Annotated in this window: 22 protein-coding genes; 8 read left to right on the plus strand and 14 right to left on the minus strand. The window is 46.0% G+C overall.

Annotation, left to right across the window (positions count from 1 at the left end; translation table 11 throughout):
* Positions 1-28 precede the first annotated feature (28 nt).
* Positions 29-337, plus strand: coding sequence for an IS630 family transposase (locus GMA8713_RS18445; RefSeq protein ID WP_062711365.1), 309 nt, complete (start codon positions 29-31; stop codon positions 335-337).
* Between the two features lie 11 nt (positions 338-348).
* Here the strand turns inward: GMA8713_RS18445 and GMA8713_RS18450 are convergent, their stop codons facing one another.
* Positions 349-693, minus strand: coding sequence for a DUF6988 family protein (locus tag GMA8713_RS18450; RefSeq protein ID WP_232314486.1), 345 nt, complete (start codon positions 691-693; stop codon positions 349-351).
* 323 nt (positions 694-1,016) lie between these two features.
* Positions 1,017-1,457 carry a hypothetical protein gene (locus GMA8713_RS18455; RefSeq protein ID WP_062713004.1) on the minus strand — a complete coding sequence of 147 codons (441 nt, stop codon included), beginning with the start codon at positions 1,455-1,457 and terminating at the stop codon, positions 1,017-1,019.
* A gap of 225 nt (positions 1,458-1,682) precedes the next feature.
* Here GMA8713_RS18455 and GMA8713_RS18460 point away from each other — a divergent pair, with 225 nt between their 5' ends.
* Entirely contained in the window at positions 1,683-2,624 is a 942-nt protein-coding gene (locus GMA8713_RS18460; RefSeq protein WP_062713006.1) for a Dyp-type peroxidase, read from the plus strand.
* Here GMA8713_RS18460 and GMA8713_RS18465 read toward each other — a convergent pair.
* The gene (locus GMA8713_RS18465; protein ID WP_062713008.1) at positions 2,621-3,082 is read right to left on the minus strand and encodes an OsmC family protein; all 462 of its coding nucleotides are present in this window, start codon (positions 3,080-3,082) and stop codon (positions 2,621-2,623) included. The genes GMA8713_RS18460 and GMA8713_RS18465 overlap by 4 nt on opposite strands.
* Positions 3,083-3,252: 170 nt before the next feature.
* On the opposite strand from GMA8713_RS18465, the gene GMA8713_RS18470 reads away from it, so the two are divergent.
* Positions 3,253-5,175, plus strand: coding sequence for a methyl-accepting chemotaxis protein (locus GMA8713_RS18470; protein ID WP_062713010.1), 1,923 nt, complete (start codon positions 3,253-3,255; stop codon positions 5,173-5,175).
* A gap of 125 nt (positions 5,176-5,300) precedes the next feature.
* On the opposite strand, the gene GMA8713_RS18475 is transcribed toward GMA8713_RS18470, so the two are convergent.
* Positions 5,301-5,663, minus strand: coding sequence for a RidA family protein (locus GMA8713_RS18475; RefSeq protein WP_062713012.1), 363 nt, complete (start codon positions 5,661-5,663; stop codon positions 5,301-5,303).
* A 260-nt stretch (positions 5,664-5,923) separates the two neighbouring features.
* Here GMA8713_RS18475 and GMA8713_RS18480 point away from each other — a divergent pair, with 260 nt between their 5' ends.
* Complete coding sequence (locus tag GMA8713_RS18480) at positions 5,924-6,505, plus strand: YceI family protein (RefSeq protein ID WP_062713013.1); 582 nt, start codon at positions 5,924-5,926, stop codon at positions 6,503-6,505.
* A 66-nt stretch (positions 6,506-6,571) separates the two neighbouring features.
* Here GMA8713_RS18480 and GMA8713_RS18485 read toward each other — a convergent pair whose 3' ends face one another.
* The 4 genes from GMA8713_RS18485 to nrdD form a co-directional block, all read right to left on the minus strand.
* Complete coding sequence (locus tag GMA8713_RS18485) at positions 6,572-7,756, minus strand: amino acid aminotransferase (RefSeq protein WP_062713015.1); 1,185 nt, start codon at positions 7,754-7,756, stop codon at positions 6,572-6,574.
* 140 nt (positions 7,757-7,896) lie between these two features.
* On the minus strand, positions 7,897-8,427 hold the full coding sequence (locus tag GMA8713_RS18490) for an ATP-dependent zinc protease family protein (protein ID WP_062713017.1): 531 nt from the start codon (positions 8,425-8,427) through the stop codon (positions 7,897-7,899).
* A gap of 195 nt (positions 8,428-8,622) precedes the next feature.
* Positions 8,623-9,093, minus strand: a complete 471-nt coding sequence (gene nrdG / locus GMA8713_RS18495; protein ID WP_062713019.1) for an anaerobic ribonucleoside-triphosphate reductase-activating protein — start codon at positions 9,091-9,093, stop codon at positions 8,623-8,625.
* 10 nt (positions 9,094-9,103) lie between these two features.
* On the minus strand, positions 9,104-11,224 hold the full coding sequence (gene nrdD / locus GMA8713_RS18500; protein ID WP_062713021.1) for an anaerobic ribonucleoside-triphosphate reductase: 2,121 nt from the start codon (positions 11,222-11,224) through the stop codon (positions 9,104-9,106).
* Positions 11,225-11,742: 518 nt separating this feature from the next.
* Between nrdD and GMA8713_RS18505 the strand changes: the two genes are divergently transcribed.
* The 3 genes from GMA8713_RS18505 to GMA8713_RS18515 all read left to right on the plus strand — a co-directional run bounded on the left by GMA8713_RS18505 (position 11,743) and on the right by GMA8713_RS18515 (position 14,028).
* Positions 11,743-12,702 carry an endonuclease/exonuclease/phosphatase family protein gene (locus tag GMA8713_RS18505; protein ID WP_232314487.1) on the plus strand — a complete coding sequence of 320 codons (960 nt, stop codon included), beginning with the start codon at positions 11,743-11,745 and terminating at the stop codon, positions 12,700-12,702.
* Positions 12,703-12,826: 124 nt separating this feature from the next.
* Positions 12,827-13,129: a hypothetical protein gene (locus tag GMA8713_RS18510; RefSeq protein WP_062713025.1), complete on the plus strand. Its 303-nt coding sequence runs from the start codon at positions 12,827-12,829 to the stop codon at positions 13,127-13,129.
* An 83-nt stretch (positions 13,130-13,212) separates the two neighbouring features.
* On the plus strand, positions 13,213-14,028 hold the full coding sequence (locus tag GMA8713_RS18515; protein ID WP_062713028.1) for a DUF2797 domain-containing protein: 816 nt from the start codon (positions 13,213-13,215) through the stop codon (positions 14,026-14,028).
* Positions 14,029-14,071: 43 nt separating this feature from the next.
* Here GMA8713_RS18515 and GMA8713_RS18520 read toward each other — a convergent pair whose 3' ends face one another.
* Genes GMA8713_RS18520 through GMA8713_RS18530 form a run of 3 tightly spaced genes read right to left on the minus strand, consistent with a single transcriptional unit; the run spans position 14,072 to position 15,101 of the window.
* Positions 14,072-14,425, minus strand: a complete 354-nt coding sequence (locus tag GMA8713_RS18520; protein WP_062713030.1) for a hypothetical protein — start codon at positions 14,423-14,425, stop codon at positions 14,072-14,074.
* Positions 14,426-14,439: 14 nt separating this feature from the next.
* Positions 14,440-14,670, minus strand: coding sequence for a DUF3389 family protein (locus GMA8713_RS18525; protein WP_046305287.1), 231 nt, complete (start codon positions 14,668-14,670; stop codon positions 14,440-14,442).
* A 2-nt stretch (positions 14,671-14,672) separates the two neighbouring features.
* The gene (locus tag GMA8713_RS18530; protein ID WP_046305285.1) at positions 14,673-15,101 is read right to left on the minus strand and encodes a hotdog fold thioesterase; all 429 of its coding nucleotides are present in this window, start codon (positions 15,099-15,101) and stop codon (positions 14,673-14,675) included.
* A 446-nt stretch (positions 15,102-15,547) separates the two neighbouring features.
* Here GMA8713_RS18530 and GMA8713_RS18535 point away from each other — a divergent pair, with 446 nt between their 5' ends.
* Positions 15,548-16,357, plus strand: a complete 810-nt coding sequence (locus GMA8713_RS18535) for a M48 family metallopeptidase (protein ID WP_062713032.1) — start codon at positions 15,548-15,550, stop codon at positions 16,355-16,357.
* 60 nt (positions 16,358-16,417) lie between these two features.
* Here the strand turns inward: GMA8713_RS18535 and GMA8713_RS18540 are convergent, their stop codons facing one another.
* From GMA8713_RS18540 to GMA8713_RS18550, 3 genes are all read right to left on the minus strand, one after another.
* Positions 16,418-16,846 (minus strand): PAS domain-containing protein, encoded by a 429-nt coding sequence (locus GMA8713_RS18540; RefSeq protein ID WP_062713034.1) that lies wholly within the window; start codon positions 16,844-16,846, stop codon positions 16,418-16,420.
* A 2-nt stretch (positions 16,847-16,848) separates the two neighbouring features.
* Positions 16,849-17,856, minus strand: coding sequence for a response regulator (locus tag GMA8713_RS18545; protein WP_062713088.1), 1,008 nt, complete (start codon positions 17,854-17,856; stop codon positions 16,849-16,851).
* Positions 17,857-18,059: 203 nt separating this feature from the next.
* Positions 18,060-18,734 carry a hypothetical protein gene (locus tag GMA8713_RS18550; RefSeq protein ID WP_062713036.1) on the minus strand — a complete coding sequence of 225 codons (675 nt, stop codon included), beginning with the start codon at positions 18,732-18,734 and terminating at the stop codon, positions 18,060-18,062.
* Between the last annotated feature and the right edge of the window lie 37 nt (positions 18,735-18,771).

Consider the following 18,771-nt stretch of genomic DNA (forward strand, 5'->3'; position numbering starts at 1 on the left):
AAAGAAAGACTCAGACCTATTCATTGCCATGCTGGAGAAGCTAAAGTGGCACTACCGCCGAGCCAAAAGTGTCACCTTGATACTGGATAACTACATCATCCACAAAAGTAAAAAAACGAAGGCTTGGCTCAAGAAGAACCCAAAGTTCAGGCTGCTGTTCCAGCCCGTTTATTGCCCTTGGGTCAACGTCATAGAACGATTGTGGAATGCTCTCCATGAGACAATTACTCGGAATCACAGGTGTAAACATATGTGGCAATTGCTCAGGAAGGTGAAGCACTTTATGGATAACGTATCGCCGTACCCGGGAGGTTGCCACGGCACGGCGAAAATGTAGCACTATTCGGATCAGTTATTTAGTTGACTTCCTTTTACCGAGTCAATTTCAGAGACCATTACCCCTAAAGTTTTGTTGAACTTATCCTTTCGTAAAGCAACAAAATCTTTGTCTTCTGCGCAATGTGTAAACCATAAGCCTTTAACATATGCTTCAAATAGGGGGCGTAACAAGGTACAAGCAGAACTGTACAATTTTCTTTCAACTAACAGAATGATGCTTCTATGGTGTTCAATTACGGTCGAATGAAAAAGAGAAGGAAAGAACTTATCATCATCAACCGAGATCTCTAAACCTTCATGGCACTTATTAATATCCACCGATAATTGATAGGCCTTTTCTATATCAACACTCATATTTTCCTCTAGGCTTATAACAATTAATTAGATCCCAAAGTGGGGTAATTAAACACATCACTTTAGGATTTTTACGCATCCGCTGGACACTTGGACTCAGCATAAGCGCATGTTTTAAAAAAGTATTATCATACGACGCATAATCACGAACGAGAAAACACGACAAGATGGCGTGTGTCTACAAAGCTCTGATTTTGTATTAGGAAATCTATCTAGATTTCTTGACGTAAGACTGACTGGTTTTGCATTTGCCAACAAGGAAAGGGGAAAAACCAACCAAATATCCCCTAACCTTCCCCTTGCAAAGGGAAGAATACAAAACCCTACCCAAACTCCCCCAACACCCACGCACACACGTCATTCGCGGTCAGCCTTTCCAGTTTAACCACTGAAAGGCAATGCTTTCTGGCATGAGTCAACAATGCTGGCAGATCAGAAACAATGGTTTCATTGCATGACATATAAAGACGCTTTTTGGTTTCGACAGCAACTTCAATCAACTTGAGAAGATCAGTTGTGTTTAAAAGATGGGCATCATCGACGGTGATAAATGGGTAATCGCGTTGTACGATTTGCTGCCATTCGGCATCAGTGATGGTAGTGTCGCCTCCGCAGTAGGCAAGCGTGGCTTTAGAGATATCAATGGCGAAATGCATATCACCATATTGTTCGACCAGAAACTTAGTTTTATCTGAGCGGTTGGGGCCAACGATGAAGCTAATATCGTGAAGTTCTAGCTGGTTTTGAACCTTATGCCAGAGCATGTTTTCCCTATATGCAACTGAATTAACTTAAAGAAAATTTATCTTAGTTGCGCTTGCCTAAGAAGTCTAATGATATGAATCTTTTATGTATGTAAAACGGGACATCAACAAGCTTGTTGTAGGATTGTGTCTGTTCTTACCTGACGTCTCATTCCTACCCCACCTCGAACTTCTCTCCTGTTCTATTCTCACTGGGATTTCTCACTTCTACCAACAGGAAGATCTATGAACGAGCTCGTGTCGCTGGCGCAGCCAGGTGTATTGTCTAATCCTACTACCCATGCTGAATTTCTGACTTTCACGCTTAAAGATCAGTGGCTCAATATTGACCAGATCAACGAGGCACTTTCCCAGCTACCGGGCATTGAAAAATCCATTCGACAGAAAGATTCCTCTGCCGGTTTGTCTGTCACTATGGGGTTTTCTGCCAACAGCTGGCCCATTTTGTTTCCCGATATACCAAAGCCTGCTGAGCTCCATGACTTCCGAGAACTGGTGGACGGCCCTCGCCTTTTCCCTTCCACCTCGGGCGACATTTTTCTGATGGTGAAATCAGAACGTAAGGATCTGAACTTTCAGGTCGCCAAATACGCAGCACGTGCCTTGGCGGATATAGCAGAACTGACTGAAGACATTCAAGGTTTCAAATATCTGGATAACCGCGACATGATCGACTTTGTCGACGGTACAGAAAATCCATTAGATAAGGAACGCGCAGAAGCTGTGTTGGTGAAGGAAGGCAATGACAGCGAAATGGGAGGTAGCTATCTCACTGTGCAAAGGTATATCGACCGTCATCAGGATTGGGACGCTCTGCCTACCGAACAACAAGAAAAAGTGGTTGGTCGCACTAAGATGGATGATATTGAACTCAGTGATGATGAAAAGCCCGCTTGGGCACACAATGAGAAAAGTAAGGTGGAAGTGGGTGGCGAGGAAATCAAAATGTATCGCCAGAACCGCCCTTACGGCAATGCCATTGAACACGGTACCATGTTTGTTGGATTCGCGGCGTCTTCATCTGTAGTAGAAACGTCACTAAAGCAGATGATCACCGCCGATGAGAACGGCGATTACGACAAGCTGCTTGATTTTGTTGAAGCGAAAACAGGTACTAATTATTTCGTTCCGTCACAACGTTTTATCGATGAGCGATTTGACGATTAATCACTTTCAACTGTGATCTTGGTGATCACAGAGTTGGCGATAAAACAATGCTTGTGTGCCAGTTTGTGCATCTTTGACAGCAGTTCGGATGTGGGTTGATTATTACCACTGAAAACAATCTTTGGTTTCAGTACAACATCCGTAACAGCTGTTCTGCCATTCTCTAACTCCCCCAACGTACCGATAGCTTCATCGGTATAGCTATCGACCGTAAAACGCTGTTTCTCCGCTACGGATAGAAAGGTCATCATGTGACAACTGGAAATGGCAGCGATGAAAGCTTCTTCCGGATCAATGGCATCTTCCTTTGCCAGTTCAGGCATGACAAAGGGAGAAGGTGAAGCATCTACCTTTATCCCTCCATCAAATATCCATTCATGAACAAAGCTAGTCTGCTTTGTAATCTTATTCTTTGTATTTATACGCAACCATTTGATTAAAATTGTATGTTTTGACACCTAAATTTCTCACCTTTAATACATTTTGCTGATATTTGTTCGGTATTTCCCAAATTTCTTGACACTCGAATCTAGAATTCATTCATAACGAAATATTTAGCAACATTTTACTTGCAACCACATTATTTCATTCCGAATTTTATTTAGAGGGTTAACAAGGAGTTCAAAGAATGTCTCTTCAACGTAAATTCTTTGCTGCCATAGCTACCTTAGGCATTATTGCCAGTGCTATTGCATTTGTACTGACCAATATTAACGAGACCAATCACATCAAAGAAAGTGTGTATGTCCAAAAGGAAAACCTCAGCCATGATTTAATTGGCTTAATGGACACAACACATAGCCTGATCATGGAACGCGTTGGCGCTAGCATGGCGCTACTAAAGAGAGAAGGTCAGGAGTTGGGTCCTCCTCGCCTTGGTGAAAGCGTCACGGTCAACAGCAGAGAAGCTTTAAACCTCTATCTTGGTGGAAATCCGCAAGCTAATAACTTTGATCTTGTGGACAGGATAACCAGCACCATGGGGGGAACCGCAACTCTTTTCGCTAAAGATGGTTCTGAATTTGTGCGAGTCGCTACCAATGTCAAAAAGAAAGGCAAACGCGCAACTGGTACGATATTAACCCCCGGTGGCGCTGTCGATATGAAAATAAAAGCTGGGGAAGCCTTTTACGGAAAAATTGATATCCTCGGAGAACCTTACCTGACTGCTTATGAACCGATTTTCGACCAACAAAACTCAGTGATCGGCATTTGGTATGTTGGGTATTCAGCAGATTTAGAGCAACTGGCTTCTACCATTGGTAAATCCAAGGTACTGAATAACGGTTTTGTTGCACTCTTGGACAATCAAAAACGCGTCAGGATGCATTCGGATTCCGTTGATGCTGCAATGGTTGAACTGGCGCTGAATGTTAACCCAGACTTATGGTCAGTTGCTCGATTTCCTTATGACAAATGGGGCTACGAAGTCGTGATCGCCTATCCTAATGAGGACGTTTCTGCATTAATCTTCCAATCAGCGATAAAAGCGTTCGCCGTTGTCGTCTGTTTTGTGCTTGCATTCCTGCTGGTTAATTTTTTTGTAATGAAGCAAATTGTCGCCAAACCTCTTGATACCTTTATCGCGACCATTAAGGATATAGCGGAAGGTAAAGGTGACCTCACCAAACGGTTTAACTCTAATGCTTCAGATGAATTCGGTGTCATGGCAAGGCACTTCGATAAAGTTCTCGAAAGAATTCAAAATACCATCAAAGAGGTGATAGCATCATCGAACAAACTCTCTTCAGAATCTGAGGTACTCGCCGGCATTGCTGTTCACTCATCAACAGCAATGAGTAAACAGAATCAAGAAGTCGATCGTGCTGAAGACTCAATTCTAAAGCTAACCAATTCCGCCCAATCAGTCACCGACAGTGCAAATGCTGCCTCTGACGCTATCAACAAAGTGGATCAAGAAGTAGTGCGCGGTAACGCTGTGGTTCAAAACGTGATTTTGAGTTTGGAGAGCCAAGACGAATCCATGGCTAAGTCTACCACTGTCGTGAATGAGCTAGCCAGAGCAACAGGCGATATCAGTGGCATTCTTGACGTGATTCTCCAGATTGCAGAACAGACAAATTTGTTAGCACTGAATGCAGCCATCGAGGCTGCGCGAGCAGGTGAGCAAGGTCGTGGCTTTGCGGTAGTCGCCGATGAAGTGAGATCACTTGCCAGCAGAACGCAGGATTCGACCGGAGAGATCCGAGTGATGATAGACCGGCTTCAAAACGGTACCCATGAGATGCTCTCGATAATGGAAAAGAACCGCGAAATTTCTGTCTCTAATTTAGAGGAAGCCAAGTCTGCCGGTGAAGTTTTAGAGCACATTTTGTCAGCTGTAAAAATGCTGACAGAGGCAAATGTCTCCATCAACAATGTCGCAAGCGACCAACATGTCGTGGCTGACGAAATTCACCACAACGTTTCTCAAATTGGCTCTATTAGTAAAGAAAATGCTAAGTATATTGAAGAAACCCAAAAGGCCAGCGAATCCCTTCGAATACTCTCGACACAAATGAACGATCAGCTCTCAACCTATCGTGTGTAAAGTTAAATTTGCTCTATCAAGATATATACCCAAACGACCTGAAGATGCAGGATTCAGGTCGTTTGGGTATACAAACGCCCAGCCGTATTGCTGGGCGTTTGTATTTCAGGCGACAAGGCTCCAGCTTAACGGAACTCTTCGCCAGCAGCAGCTACAAACGCCATCTCAACTAGATAATCTGGGTCAGCCAGTTCCGCTTTCACACATGCTCGGCTTGGTGCTGTACCTTCTTCAAACCAGTCATCCCAGACTTCATTTAATGCTTCGAGATTTGCAAAGTCAGTAATGTAGATAGTGACAGATAGAATTCGGGTTTTGTCTGAGCCCACTTTCGCCAACATTTCTTCTGCCTGTGCAAATATTTGTTGTGTCTGACCTTTGATATCTGCACTGAGGTCGCTTTCAGGCACTTCTACAAAGTTTGCAATGCCATTGAAAACGGTCACATCTGACCAACGTTTTGTAGGGTTAATTCGATGTATTTTCATTAGGTTACTACCATATCTAGTTTGAAAACACATACTAGCATTTGATTGATATGTTCGTCATCTTGGTCAGGTTGAATTATCGTCACTTAAGTCGTCAGTCATTAGGATAAAAAATATCATTTCCATTGTTTTATTTCTGAATCACTTGAAACAGATAGGAATCAATCGAAAATTTAGAAAAGAAAAATCGAAATAAAAACTTTTACAAACTGTCTACTGTCAACAAAGATAAAAAGTCAATCAATAAAAAGGAATTAAAAATGAAACGTATGTCGTCGGCAATACTGTTGGCTATGTCTTTATCGCCTTCCCTCGCTCTTGCCTCGAACGATTACGCTTTAGACAGTGAAGCTTCATCAATCAGTTTCGCTACCATCAAGAAGTCTTATGTTATAGAGCCTGCCAACCTAAGCGGTATTGAAGGCTCTGTTGACGCCTCCGGAAACTTCAGTGTTGCTGCACCACTCTCTTCGATTTCTACAGGTATTCCTATTCGTAATCAGCGTCTTAACGATCTCTTCTTTGACTCTAATAAATTTCCTACGCTCAAAGTAGAAGGCCAGGTGTCCATGGAAGGTTTGGTTAAAAACAGCACTCAGCTTCAACAAGCAATTCCAGCAAAGGTCACTCTGTTTGGTAATACTAAGGAAGTCACTCTTAACATGAATATTGTTAAATCAGGTGACAATATATTCGCATTTACCACCAAACCAGTAATTATCAGTGGTGCGACTTTTGGTATACCCAAAGAAAACCTAGAAGCAGTTTCAGCGACAGTCGGAAATATTGACATTTCCAGCACTGTGCCTGTCAATGTCAGCCTAGTATTTAAAGAAAAATAAAGAAATCCAATTAAAAAAATAAAGCCAGCAAACGCTGGCTTTATTTTTCATTAGAACAAAATCTAATTATTTTGAAACAGCAATAAGCGCGTCGGCTAGGTAATCAATTCGAGTTTCGGTTAAGCCCGCCACGTTGATACGACTATCACCGACCGCATAGATACCGAAATCATCACGCAGCTTTGCCACTTGCTCTTGCGTCAAACCCAACATGGAGAACATGCCTTTGTGTTCTTTGATGAAATCAAAGCGGGTATCACCTGTGCGCTTCGCCAATGCAGCACTCAGACCGTCACGCAGTGTAATGATTCGTCCGCGCATCTCATCCAACTCGTCTTTCCATTGCTTGGTCAGTTCATCGCTGGTGAGAATGGTTTCTACAATCGCGGCACCGTGATCTGGCGGCATGGTGTACGTTGCGCGCGCCAGTTGGAGAATACGCCCTTTTGCATTACCTGCTTCTTGTGCGTTTTTACCAATAACAATCGAGGCACCTGTGCGTTCACGGTACAAGCCGAAGTTTTTCGAGCAAGACGTTGCGATCAGCATTTCTTCTACTGAATCCGCCAGCAGGCGCAGGCCGTTTGCGTCTTCTTCTAAACCATCACCGAAACCTTGGTAAGCAATATCAACAAACGGCGTAAAGCCATTCTTCTGTGCCAGATCATTAATCGCCTGCCAGTGCTCAGGGCGAATGTCTGCCCCCGTCGGGTTATGACAACAACCGTGCAGAAGCACCACATCATCAGGACCCGCTTTTGACAGTGCATCAATCATGGCATCGGCATCAACCTGTTTGGTCTCGGCGTTGAAGTAAGGATAAAACTTCACGGTCAGGCCAGCCGCTTCCATCACAGGTTTGTGGTTCACGTAGCTTGGGTTGCTGATCCATACCGTGGTGATAGGTTTTGCCAGATACATTAAATCTGCCAGCATACGCAGCGCACCGCTTGCACCAGGTGTTTGCACTGCTGCGCTGCGTGAATAGCCATCTGTGCCTTTGAGAAGAAGATCTGTCATCGCCTGGTTGTAGGCTTCACTGCCTGCCAGACCGACATAGCTTTTGGTGGTTTGAGATTCGGCCAGTTGTTGCTGTGCTGCTTTCACCGCCTTCATGATGGGGGTGTTGCCCTGGCTGTCTTTGTAAACGCCAATACCAAGGTCCATTTTTTCGGCGCGGTTGTCTTCGCGGAAAGCAACGGAGAGAGACAAAATTGGGTCTTGTAGCGCCGGAGATAGCAGATCTAACATTCGATAACTTCCTTATTTAACGGCCGTGCTGTTTGCTAATGAAGCTACATTACTAAAAGCTCAGCGCCGCGCAACTAAAAAAGCGCAACCCAATATCAATGGATTGCGCTTTTGACTGTAAATTCGTCAAGTGTGATTTACTACTCGAGAATTTCCGGCTTTGGCTGCACATATTTTCGACTGACATCAACGACCGCGACATCTTTTAAATATGTCCTTCCCAATAGCACAGGGAAATTCAGGTGGTGTCTGTCACGCAGCGTAAATTCTGTGGTTTCAGTGACATCCCCAATGGTGATTGGCATTTCGACCACGTAACGGCGATCATACCCTTCGGCGCTCGACTGTATAATGCGTACGGTTCTGATGACAGGCAATTCCATCAAGTCGGTTTGCTTGTCGTCATGCGCCAACCGGAAACGTACCCACTCTTCTCCATCCCGCTCAATTTCTTCGATGTCGATAGCACTGATTGATGAAGTTGTTGCCCCTGTATCCACACGGGCTTTAGCGACAACGTTGATCTCGTCAACTCTGACCCACTCTTTCTCACCCATCACCAGTTTTCCGTCTGGCAGGTGTTCGTAGCTGTCTGGTGAACTGGCCGCAAAAGCGACTGAGATAGAACCCATAACGAGGAAGATTAAGAAGGCAGCAATACGATGTTTCATTGCGATGTCCTTGTAGTTAAAGCAAATTCATAGAGATGGACAGTGCGGATTGTTGAAAGTTTCTTTGTTTATGGTGACGAAGCCAGAATACATGATGTTTCTGAACTTTGCCTGACCAAACTAGATGTTGAGTATAACAACGCCGCATTGAAGCGGCGTTGGAAATGAGATTAGCAGTTTGCAACCGTACCTTTGTTAACGTGGTGTCAAACGGTGCACAACCTGATTCGAACTGCCTCGCCAAGGTAGCGAAGGATCTGCTAATGCTTTCTCGAATTTACCGTCCACCAGCACATCCACATAGTTCACCACTTCACGCTGTGCGTCGGAGAGGTTCGCTAGTGTATATCCCGTCCACATCCAAATGTCTCTGCCTTCGCATTCGTTTCTCACGCGTTGAACCAGCCTAAGAACGCTCTGTAGATTGACAGGAAGCAGCGGGTCACCACCGCTGATCGACAATCCACGACGCTTGATGCGAGTGTCATTCAAATCCGCAATGATGCGATCTTCCATCACCTGATCGAAAAGCTCGCCAGACGATGGTGACCAGGTACTTTGGTTATAGCAGCCTCGGCATTGGTGTTCGCACCCTGACACAAACAAGGTGCAACGTGTGCCTTCGCCGTTAACGACATCGACCGGATAATACTGGTGGCAGTTCATTCTCGTTCGCTTACATGTGTTTAACGCGACGTTTAACTTCTTCCTGCTTGCCGTCGTTGAATGGGCGCGCATCCGGGCTGCCCAGGTAGCCACAGACGCGGCGGGTCACTGACACTTTCGTTGAGTCATGGTTGCCACAGCTTGGGCAAACAAAGCCTTTGCTTGAGCAGTCAAACTCACCGGTGAAGCCACATTCGTAACACTCATCAATTGGCGTGTTCGTGCCGTAGTATGGAACGCGCTCGTAGCTGTAGTCCCATACGTTTTCCAACGCTTCAACGTTGTGCTGAATGTTTGGATATTCACAGTAGCAAATGAAGCCGCCGTTCGCGATAACTGGGTATGCCATCTCAAAATCAATCTTGTCATACGGGTTCACTTTCTTTTCAACATCCAAGTGGAAGCTGTTGGTGTAGTAACCTTTGTCGGTGACGCCATTTACCAGCCCAAACTCTTTGGTGTCAATCTTACAGAAACGGCTACACAGGTTTTCACTTGGTGTGCTGTACAGGCTAAAGCCATAACCGGTTTCTTCCTTCCAGCTGTCTGTCGCCGCTTTCAGGTATTTTACAATGTTCAGAGCTTTTTCGCGCAGTGCTTCTGAATCGTAAACGTGCTCTTCCACGCCATACAACGCATTCATGGTTTCGTGAATGCCGATATAACCAAGGGAAATTGAGGCACGGCCATTCTTGAAGATTTCGCTAACGTCGTCATCAGGGTTCAAGCGAACACCACAAGCACCTTCCATGTATAGGATTGGAGCAACGCGGGCTTTCACGCCTTGAAGACGGGCAATACGAGTGTCCAGACCTTCACGGGCAACGGCTAAGACTTCATCCAACAGTTTGTAGAAGGTTTCTTCACACCCATTGGCACAAATCGCAATACGTGGCAGGTTAATCGATACAACGCCAATGTTGTTACGGCCTTCGTGTATCAGTTCACCGTTTTCTTCATATGCAGACAAGAAGCTTCGGCAACCCATTGGGGTTTTAAATGAGCCTGTCACTTCTACCACTTTGTCAAAGTTCAGAATGTCCGGATACATGCGTTTTGACGCACATTCCAGCGCCAGCTTTTTAATGTCGTAGTTTGGCTCACCATCGTTCAGGTTCAGGCCAGATTTCAGGCTGAACACCAGTTTCGGGAAAACGGCGGTTTTACGGTTCTTGCCCAGACCAGCAATGCGGTTACGCAAAATAGATTGCTGAATAAGACGCGCTGCCCAGGATTCACCTAAACCAAAACCAAAGGTAACAAACGGCGTTTGACCATTTGCAGTGTGCAGCGTGTTCACTTCGTATTCCAGCGATTGGAAAGCGTCGTAACACTCTTTTTCCGTGCGCGCGCGGGCATAACCTTCTGCATCTGGAATATCCCACTCGCGCGCTACCATCAGGTGTTTTTCGTAGCTAATCTCAACGTACGGAGCCAAGGTTTCATCAATACGGTTAATCGTGGTACCGCCATAAATATGGCTGGCTACCTGCGCGATAATTTGTGCCGTTACTGCTGTCGCGGTCTGGATGGATTTCGGCGTGTCGATTTCCGCATTCCCCATCTTGAATCCGTGCGTCAGCATGTTCTCAAGGTCAACGAGCATACAGTTGAACATCGGGAAGAATGGTGCGTAATCCAGATCGTGGTAATGAATGTCGCCTTGCTCGTGCGCGCGAACCACCGCTTTCGGCAGCATGTACTGCTTCGCGTAGTGTTTCGCCACGATGCCCGCCAACAAGTCGCGTTGAGTTGGAATCACCTTGCTGTCTTTGTTGGCGTTCTCGTTGAGGATGTCGGAGTTAGTTTGCTCAACCAGACCACGAATTTCATGGTTCAGGCGGCTTTTCTTCTCACGAATGCTGTCACGATCATGTCGGTATTCAATGTATGCACGGGCAACCGCCTTGAATGGCCCAGCCATCAGGTGGTTTTCTACAGCATCCTGAATTTGATTGATATCCACTTCATCGCTGCGCATAAACTGCGCGAGCACGCCATCTGCTACTGCTGCTGCATAGGCTTGATCCATGTCTTCTACTGCAAACGCCGCGCTCAGTACCGCATCCTGAATACGTTGGCGCTCGAAAGGTACGCGGCCTCCATCGCGTTTGATGACAACAGGTTTCACAAATAGCTCCTCAACAAATAGGCCCTCTTTTACTGCAAGGGAAAGAAAATCAGGTTGACCACTTTGGCTAGTAAGTAGTCGTCACGTCTGGGAAAGTAGTCAGCCATATCCATGAAAAAGCGCGCCATTTCGCGTTAGTTGATCGAAATCGAACAAGGATCCAGCAAGATCCAATCGACCTACACGCAAATGTGAATGGCGTCAAGAAATACCAAATATGGGCGAATTCAAAGCTAGGACTACAATATGTGGTGTATTAGACCGTCGAGCTGAACGGGATACTTTGATTTAGATCATGGCCTAGGGGGATGCGATTTCTATCTAGTCGATTAGTGTGGACAAACTTCAAGAAATGAAAAAAGCCTGTCAAATTTTGCTACAGACTCCCCAAATTCTTTATGTTGTAAAAACTGTGCGATACCGTATGTACTACTATGAGCTTGAAAGCCTTGTATTTTCTGACTCTCAGCTCACCTATTTTAAGAACAAATACTTAGTAACCACTTAGCAACCATTTAATGAATTCAGCGAGCCCATCAAGACAGCGTATTTTATTCAGGCGGACCATAGGTTCTTGGCTTGCTTTTGTGGTGCCCGTGGTAATGCTGTTGCAGGTTTCCAGTGCGTATGCTTCCTTGTCTGTCGCTACCTGGAACATGGAATGGCTGAGTGATAAAGATGACATCATTCAAAGTAAACGAACGCCTGAAGATTACTTGATGATGCAAACCGTCTCTTCAGTGATTGATGCCGACTTAATTGCTTTTCAGGAAGTGGACAGCGAAACCTCTCTGGCAAAGGTGCTAAACCCTGACGAGTATGATTATTACTTTTCCGATCGCTCAAAGTATTTCAAGAAGAGTCGCCGCAGCCAACAGTTCACTGGCTGGGCAGTCAAAAAAGGCATCAAGGTCATCGACCATCAGGATTATCAGCCGCTCAGTTTACCCACTTTCCTATCTAGGGGTGATTTGCGTTATGGTGCATATATCGAAGTGGTACGCGAAAACCAACCTTCCCTGCATCTTCTTTCCATTCATCTAAAATCAGGCTGTTTCGAAACGCCTGTCCGTCGCAACAACAGTTGTAAGAAACTCGATAAGCAAATCGAAGCCCTTGGGATCTGGATTAACGCTCGCATCGAACTCGGGCAGGAGTTTGTGATTGCCGGAGATTTTAACCACTACATGAACGAAAAGAACGAGTGGGTGTGGAAGCAGCTTATTAAGGAAGTGGGCGAAGATAATCTGGTAAAACTGACTCACGATACGGATGCGAAGTGCAAAGCGAGAAAATACAACTATCGCACCAAGCGTTGGGAGCATGTTGTTTACCGCAAACTCATCGATCACATCGTCGTTAGTCCTGGCGCAGTACCACTGTCAAATATGCCGGAGCCGCGTCAATATCAATACTCTTATCACGCTGTGGCGACTTATCGTCTTTCCGATCACTGTCCTGTGATTGTCGACTTGTAGTTTTCTGATAAAAACCCCAAATGCCCCTTTTTGCGGCGCTTTAAAGCCGCTCTGACATCTCACTGACAATACAAGCAATACCCGCATTTACAATGCGCTAAAACGAGAACAACGGAACACCGAAATGACTTTTTCCAAAGCACCTTTGCTTGCTGCTGCCCTGCTGATTTCTTCTCCCTCTTTTGCTGCACCAGAATTGGTTCCTGCCACCATGCTAGATTACGGACACTACGAAAAGGTAGAAGAAGTGACCATTCATGGCGACATCAACCAGAACATTGTTAATCTGGCCGAATCCAACTTGACTGACAAAGACGCTGATCTGTTTGTGATTGACGAAATCAGTGAAGACATCGACCGCAATATGTTGGTATTGGACGTGTCTTTGTATAACGACCTGAACGACGGTTTGGTTAAGGCTAAATAAGCATCAAAGCGTTTTCAACGCGGTTTTAGTGGTTGTCCTTTCGTTGTAGAATCTCTGCACGTGAAGGACAACAATAAAATACAATGATTACTGGCACTCTGAGCAAAATGAAAAGCACGCTGGATAACGGCGTGAATTACTCCCTTCCTGTTGGTGACACCGACATTTCCCTGAACTCCCTGATTGGCAAATCTCTTACACTGACGTACACAGGCAATATCTATTGCGATGCTTGTGGTAACAAAACCAACAAGAGTTTCAGCCAGGGTCACTGTTTCCCCTGCACTAAGCGACTGGCACGTTGTGATATGTGCATCCTGAAACCGGAAACCTGCCACTTTGCTGAAGGCACTTGTCGTGAGCCTGAGTGGGCAGAACAGTTCTGTATGACCGACCATGTGGTTTACCTTTCAAATACTTCAGGTTTGAAGGTCGGCATTACCCGTGCGAATCAGATCCCGACCCGTTGGGTTGATCAAGGCGCGACACAAGCACTGCCAATTCTGAAGGTAAAAAGCCGTCATCTGTCTGGTTTGGTGGAAATTGCGATTGCGGAATTTCTGGCAGATAAAACCAATTGGCGGGCGATGCTTAAAGGTGACAATGTTGAGTTGGATTTGCATGAAGAGGCGCGCCGACTGCTGCCACAAATTGATGCCAAGATTTACAGCCTGCGCCTGCAATATGGTTTTGACGCCGTTGAACCGATTCAAAACGACATCATCGACATCAGCTTTCCGGTGACGGAATACCCAACCAAGATTACGTCACTGAACTTCGATAAAGATCCTGTGGTTTCCGGTGTATTGAAAGGTATTAAAGGCCAGTATCTGATCTTCGATACCGGTGTGATTAATATCCGCAAATTCACCAGCTACGAAGTGACGGCAGAATATTAATCGAAGGCTCCTCCTTCCATTAGGCAGGGGGAGCTTTTCGAAACTATTTCAGTGTGACCTTAAACTGCTTTCCACCCCAGCCATGCACGCTGTCATGGGCTTCCACATACACTTCTGCAATCTCTTCCGGAATCATTACACCTGAAAGGCTGCGGGTGAAGGGTTGCTCGTTGACATGGGGATGGTGTAGCACCCGCGTTCCCAGCACTTCGCCATCTGCGGTGACAACTCGCCAGGCATCGGCATAGTGTTCCCAACCTTCATCGGCATGTTCGACAGTGGCAGAAAAACGGTAAGACTCACCACTTTTAGTCGCTGTCGCGTTCACAACATCAGCCTTGCCAGCCCAAGCGGCTCCCGCAAAGAACATTAAACTTGCAGCGATCAGTCTTTTCATTTTTCCGTCCTTTTCTAGCGTTTAATGGCGATCCCTGTCGCTTCTGACACAGCATTCAGGTTTTCTTCTGAACCTAATGACAAGCTCCAATTCACCGTACCGCCATTGGCAATCAGCATACAGGGCGCGCCCAGCAGGCTGATATCATCAGTCTGTGCCTGAAGCGTCATCTGGTTTTCCTGAAACTTCACCATCACTTCATGCATGGTGGCAATCACACGGCCACCGGGAATCGTAATCACCATGACTATTTCCCTTTGTGCTGCAGCACCGCCATGGTCAGACGGCTTGTACACACTAAACGGCCGCGCTCGTCAGTTATTTCAATCTGCCATACCTGTGTGGTCGCGCCCATGTGAATCGCTTTGGCTGTTCCTGTGACGTGACCTGAACGCATAGCACGAATATGGTTAGCGTTAATATCCAGACCGACACAGTACTTGTTTTCTTCCACTGCCATATTGGCTGCCAGTGAACCTAAGGTTTCTGCAAGCACCACTGACGCGCCACCATGCAACATACCTAATGGCTGATGCGTTCGGGAATCTACCGGCATCGTGCCCGTGAGGCTGTCATCACTGAATTCGGTGTAAACAATACCGAGATGTTCCACCAAGGTGTTTTTCGAAGTGGCATTCAAGCCTTCAAGTGAAATGGGTTTCTTCCAGATAGACAAAACAAGTCCCTTCAATGATTTTTATGGTTTTAGCTATTATCTTTGTTGTCATTGCCTTTCGCTACCGGCTTCTATCGCAATCGGTGACATTTAAGGCTCTCCAAGGGTCTTTGTTGTTTAAATCAGGTCTATCGATGATTTATACCCAAACAACCTGAAGATGCAGGATTCAGCGAGATTGACTGGCGTTGTGATCGCGGCGTTCCTTTGCAGTTGTAGTCATCTCCATCAAAAAGGAACAACAATGAGCACGACGTCAGTCAACTCGCCCAAAGGGAGGCCCTCAAAGCGCCCACTTCTTCGTTAAATTCCACGGAAATAGGATGACTATTCCTCGCGGAATTTGCCTCGAATTGAACGCATTGATGACCTCTGAATGCGAGTATCTTCAGGTTGTTTGGGTATACTATATAGCCAGGATTATTAAGGGCTTAAGGAATAGCGTTATGAAAATCAACAAAATCAAATATACAGCCGTTGCTGCGCTGTTGAGTGCGTTGATTGCGGGTTGTACGACTTCGCCAACCGGACGCAGCCAGTTTATTCTCGTCTCGGGTACAGAGATGGCGACACTGGGTGCTCAATCTTTTTCTGAATTGAAACAAAACGAGAAAATCAGCACGGACAAAAAGACCAATGCTTACGTGCAGTGCGTAACCGATGCGATTTTGGAAGTGACGCCACCCCAGCCGGATTTTGATAAATGGGAAGTGGTGGTTTTCGACAGCGATCAGGTCAACGCCTTCGCTTTGCCTGGCGGTAAAATCGGTGTGTATACCGGACTACTTAAAGTAGCAAAGACGCAAGATCAACTGGCTTCAGTCATCGGTCACGAAATTGGCCATGTGATGGCAAACCATGGTAGCGAGCGCGTTTCCAGCTCACTGGCTGCCAACAGTGCCCTTCAAATTACCAGCATTGCACTTGGCGCCTCCGGAACTGCTGATGCAGATCTCATCATGGCAGGCTTAGGGGTTGGTGTGAACGTGGGGGTTTTGTTGCCGTTCAGCCGTACTCACGAATCTGAATCAGATTTGATTGGCGTAAGACTGATGAACGAAGCAGGCTTCGATCCTAACCAAAGTGTTTCCTTATGGCGCAATATGTCGAAGGCTTCGGGTGGTGCGCCGCCGGAGATCCTTTCCACTCACCCCTCACACGACACCCGAATTGCTGACTTACAAGCAGCCATCAGCGAATTACCCTCTCAAACCCGCAAAGCACCAAACTGTGGCAGCCCGAACCTGTTTGGTTAGTAAAATCTCACCAACAAAAATGCCAGCGACAACGCTGGCATTTTTTCGTTCTAACGGCTGTTATTCAGAAGCTAGAGCTTCGCCCGTTACATCAGCTACTGAGATAAACATGTGTTGCGCTTCACCGCGCATATTCACCATAGGGTTCAAGGTTACATTCTGATACATGAAGCTAGCCTGTCCAGTGATCGGACGAACATTTCGGCAATGGAATAGATAAGGACGTTGTTTCCAAACAACAAAGCTTCGGCATTTCAATTCAAATACCGGACGGCATTTGGCACGGAACCAACTTTCAGGAACCTCTGGAAACACATCGAACAATGATTGCCCTTTAACCTTGTTTGGATGTTTGCCTGTGTGGTGCACCATAAAGCCATTCCACATGTGGATATTAAAATCGCGGTCGACGACAATCAAACCCATGTCGATATTCTGAACCATATCGACCATCCAGTTGAATTGTTCAAATTCTGGTGAGTCAATCATGGTTATTCCTCGTCATCCATTAAGTAAGCCAGTTTTGCATCCAAAAGTGGCAAGGATTCGTCGACTAACAGCAGCAGCAAATCACACTTGATGTTGGTGCCATCAATGGCATAACTCACTTCAATCGTCACTGTGCGTTTCCACTTGCTACGCATTGTTTCCGCAAGCTTTTCAACCGACTGGTGTTGACCAATAATAACAGGATAGCTTTGCGCGAACGCCAGACCTGCTTGCTCACCGACCCCCCTCAGGAAAGCACTAATCAGCACGTTACCGACATCGACCAGCACTTCGAGATTATTATTGACGCTGCCATCATCCGGATAATCCAGAATATCCAATAGGTCTTTCATCGAAGAGTCTGAAATCAACATCAGAGCCTCTCCCGCGAGACCTTCTCCGCTGAAACCCTGACAAATGCCATTCATACTGTCATTGTTGGCGAGATGTTTGATCGTCATTGTCAGTTCACTTACCTCAAGCACATTGACCTGAGGCAAAGGCATATGAACAAACACGTCAAAGTACCGCGCAAGCGAATCTGCTGCCTGCCCCATCGCCAAGTTAACCACTTCCATATATATTTCCCGGCGACCAACTTTCATATCCTCTGACAATTCAGTGGGTTTATGTGGTGCAGAAGGTTCGCTGCTTTTGAATGGCTCTAGAAGCTCGACGAGTTTCTCCTGACTAACAGGCTTTTTTACAAAAGCCTTTGCGCCCAGAGAAATCACCCTATCTTGTGCTTTCGGTTGGATATCGCCTGATACTACAAAGACGGGAACATTGATGCTATTGGATCGCATCACTTCCAGTGTTTCGTAGCCATCCATTTCCGGCATAGTTAAGTCCAGAAACATCACATCAAAACTGGAAGACTGTAGCTGTTCAATGGCCACTTTGCCGTTTTCCGCGAACGTAATTTCTGCATTAACAAATTCCGGTAGCGACCGCGCCAGTTGCTTCCTTGCCAGTGCAGAGTCATCGGTAATTAATACTCGGGTTGTCAAAATCTCCACCCCTAAATTCGGCTGCGTATTCTATTGATTAGTATTTTTGCCATAAGCAAGGCTGCGAAATATAACGCAATTTTCAAAGAAATATGACCTTACTCCCATAAGCATAGTTGTTAAACAGGCCTGTTGGTCTCAGAGGGAGTAATTTAATGCGATAGGGAGATAAATTGGTCGCGTTTCGGCTCTCCCAATCCGGATTATGGATAGTCAGTAAGCGGCACATTGCCAAAGGCTGCAAGTTCCCTTTTCACTTTGTCGAGATCTGAGCTCATGTGGTCAAATTGCTCAATCATGGCGTTGTTTTCGGCTTTTAGCGTGTTGAAGTTGTCGCAATCACTTTCCGATACTTTGTTCCAAGAATTACCTTTTTTGAACTCCGAGCATGCCTTCTGGCTGAGCTCCAGCTTGTGCGCGCCTTTGAGGATCTTCTCATTCAGGTCACTGACCGCTTTAGTCAGTCGGTAACGCTCAGCGTACAATACATCGGTGTCCGTAACGCGTTTTTTGAGCTGGGCAATGGCGACAGACTTTTCTTCCAATGTCTTTTCCATTGCATCCGCTTTGCCTGCGTAAGCGCGGGATTTTTCACCCAGCGTCGCTTTCAATGCTGTTATCTCAGCCTGCTTTTCTTCGAGCTGCTGGGCGAGTGACTCAGCGTGCTCTGTCGCGGCTTCACCTTGCACGTTGACTTGCGCTAACGCTTCCTGCGCTTCGGCCAAAGCAACTTTTGTCTCGGATAGCTCGGCCTTCACGTCATCAAGTTGCAGTGAAGTGACGTTTTCAACCGAAGACCAATGGTTAGTGGCCACCAGTCTCCCCAAAAGTAAACCGCCGGCAAACAGCAATGCACCTTTTTTGTTTGTGCTTGTCATTATGTTTTCCTTGCAGTCGCAACTGCGTATTCCCCAA

The sequence above is a fragment of the Grimontia marina genome, from assembly GCF_900060185.1.
GTDB classification, from domain to species: Bacteria; Pseudomonadota; Gammaproteobacteria; order Enterobacterales; family Vibrionaceae; genus Enterovibrio; species Enterovibrio marinus.

Coding starts and splice junctions, on each gene's coding strand:
- GMA8713_RS18445 (WP_062711365.1), top strand. CDS start 29: ATGCTGGAGAAGCTAAAGTGGCACTACCGCCGAGCCAAAAGTGTCACC.
- GMA8713_RS18450 (WP_232314486.1), bottom strand. CDS start 693: ATGAGTGTTGATATAGAAAAGGCCTATCAATTATCGGTGGATATTAAT.
- GMA8713_RS18455 (WP_062713004.1), bottom strand. CDS start 1,457: ATGCTCTGGCATAAGGTTCAAAACCAGCTAGAACTTCACGATATTAGC.
- GMA8713_RS18460 (WP_062713006.1), top strand. CDS start 1,683: ATGAACGAGCTCGTGTCGCTGGCGCAGCCAGGTGTATTGTCTAATCCT.
- GMA8713_RS18470 (WP_062713010.1), top strand. CDS start 3,253: ATGTCTCTTCAACGTAAATTCTTTGCTGCCATAGCTACCTTAGGCATT.
- GMA8713_RS18475 (WP_062713012.1), bottom strand. CDS start 5,663: ATGAAAATACATCGAATTAACCCTACAAAACGTTGGTCAGATGTGACC.
- GMA8713_RS18480 (WP_062713013.1), top strand. CDS start 5,924: ATGAAACGTATGTCGTCGGCAATACTGTTGGCTATGTCTTTATCGCCT.
- GMA8713_RS18485 (WP_062713015.1), bottom strand. CDS start 7,756: ATGTTAGATCTGCTATCTCCGGCGCTACAAGACCCAATTTTGTCTCTC.
- GMA8713_RS18490 (WP_062713017.1), bottom strand. CDS start 8,427: ATGAAACATCGTATTGCTGCCTTCTTAATCTTCCTCGTTATGGGTTCT.
- nrdG (WP_062713019.1), bottom strand. CDS start 9,093: ATGAACTGCCACCAGTATTATCCGGTCGATGTCGTTAACGGCGAAGGC.
- GMA8713_RS18505 (WP_232314487.1), top strand. CDS start 11,743: ATGAATTCAGCGAGCCCATCAAGACAGCGTATTTTATTCAGGCGGACC.
- GMA8713_RS18510 (WP_062713025.1), top strand. CDS start 12,827: ATGACTTTTTCCAAAGCACCTTTGCTTGCTGCTGCCCTGCTGATTTCT.
- GMA8713_RS18515 (WP_062713028.1), top strand. CDS start 13,213: ATGATTACTGGCACTCTGAGCAAAATGAAAAGCACGCTGGATAACGGC.
- GMA8713_RS18520 (WP_062713030.1), bottom strand. CDS start 14,425: ATGAAAAGACTGATCGCTGCAAGTTTAATGTTCTTTGCGGGAGCCGCT.
- GMA8713_RS18525 (WP_046305287.1), bottom strand. CDS start 14,670: ATGGTGATTACGATTCCCGGTGGCCGTGTGATTGCCACCATGCATGAA.
- GMA8713_RS18535 (WP_062713032.1), top strand. CDS start 15,548: ATGAAAATCAACAAAATCAAATATACAGCCGTTGCTGCGCTGTTGAGT.
- GMA8713_RS18540 (WP_062713034.1), bottom strand. CDS start 16,846: ATGATTGACTCACCAGAATTTGAACAATTCAACTGGATGGTCGATATG.
- GMA8713_RS18550 (WP_062713036.1), bottom strand. CDS start 18,734: ATGACAAGCACAAACAAAAAAGGTGCATTGCTGTTTGCCGGCGGTTTA.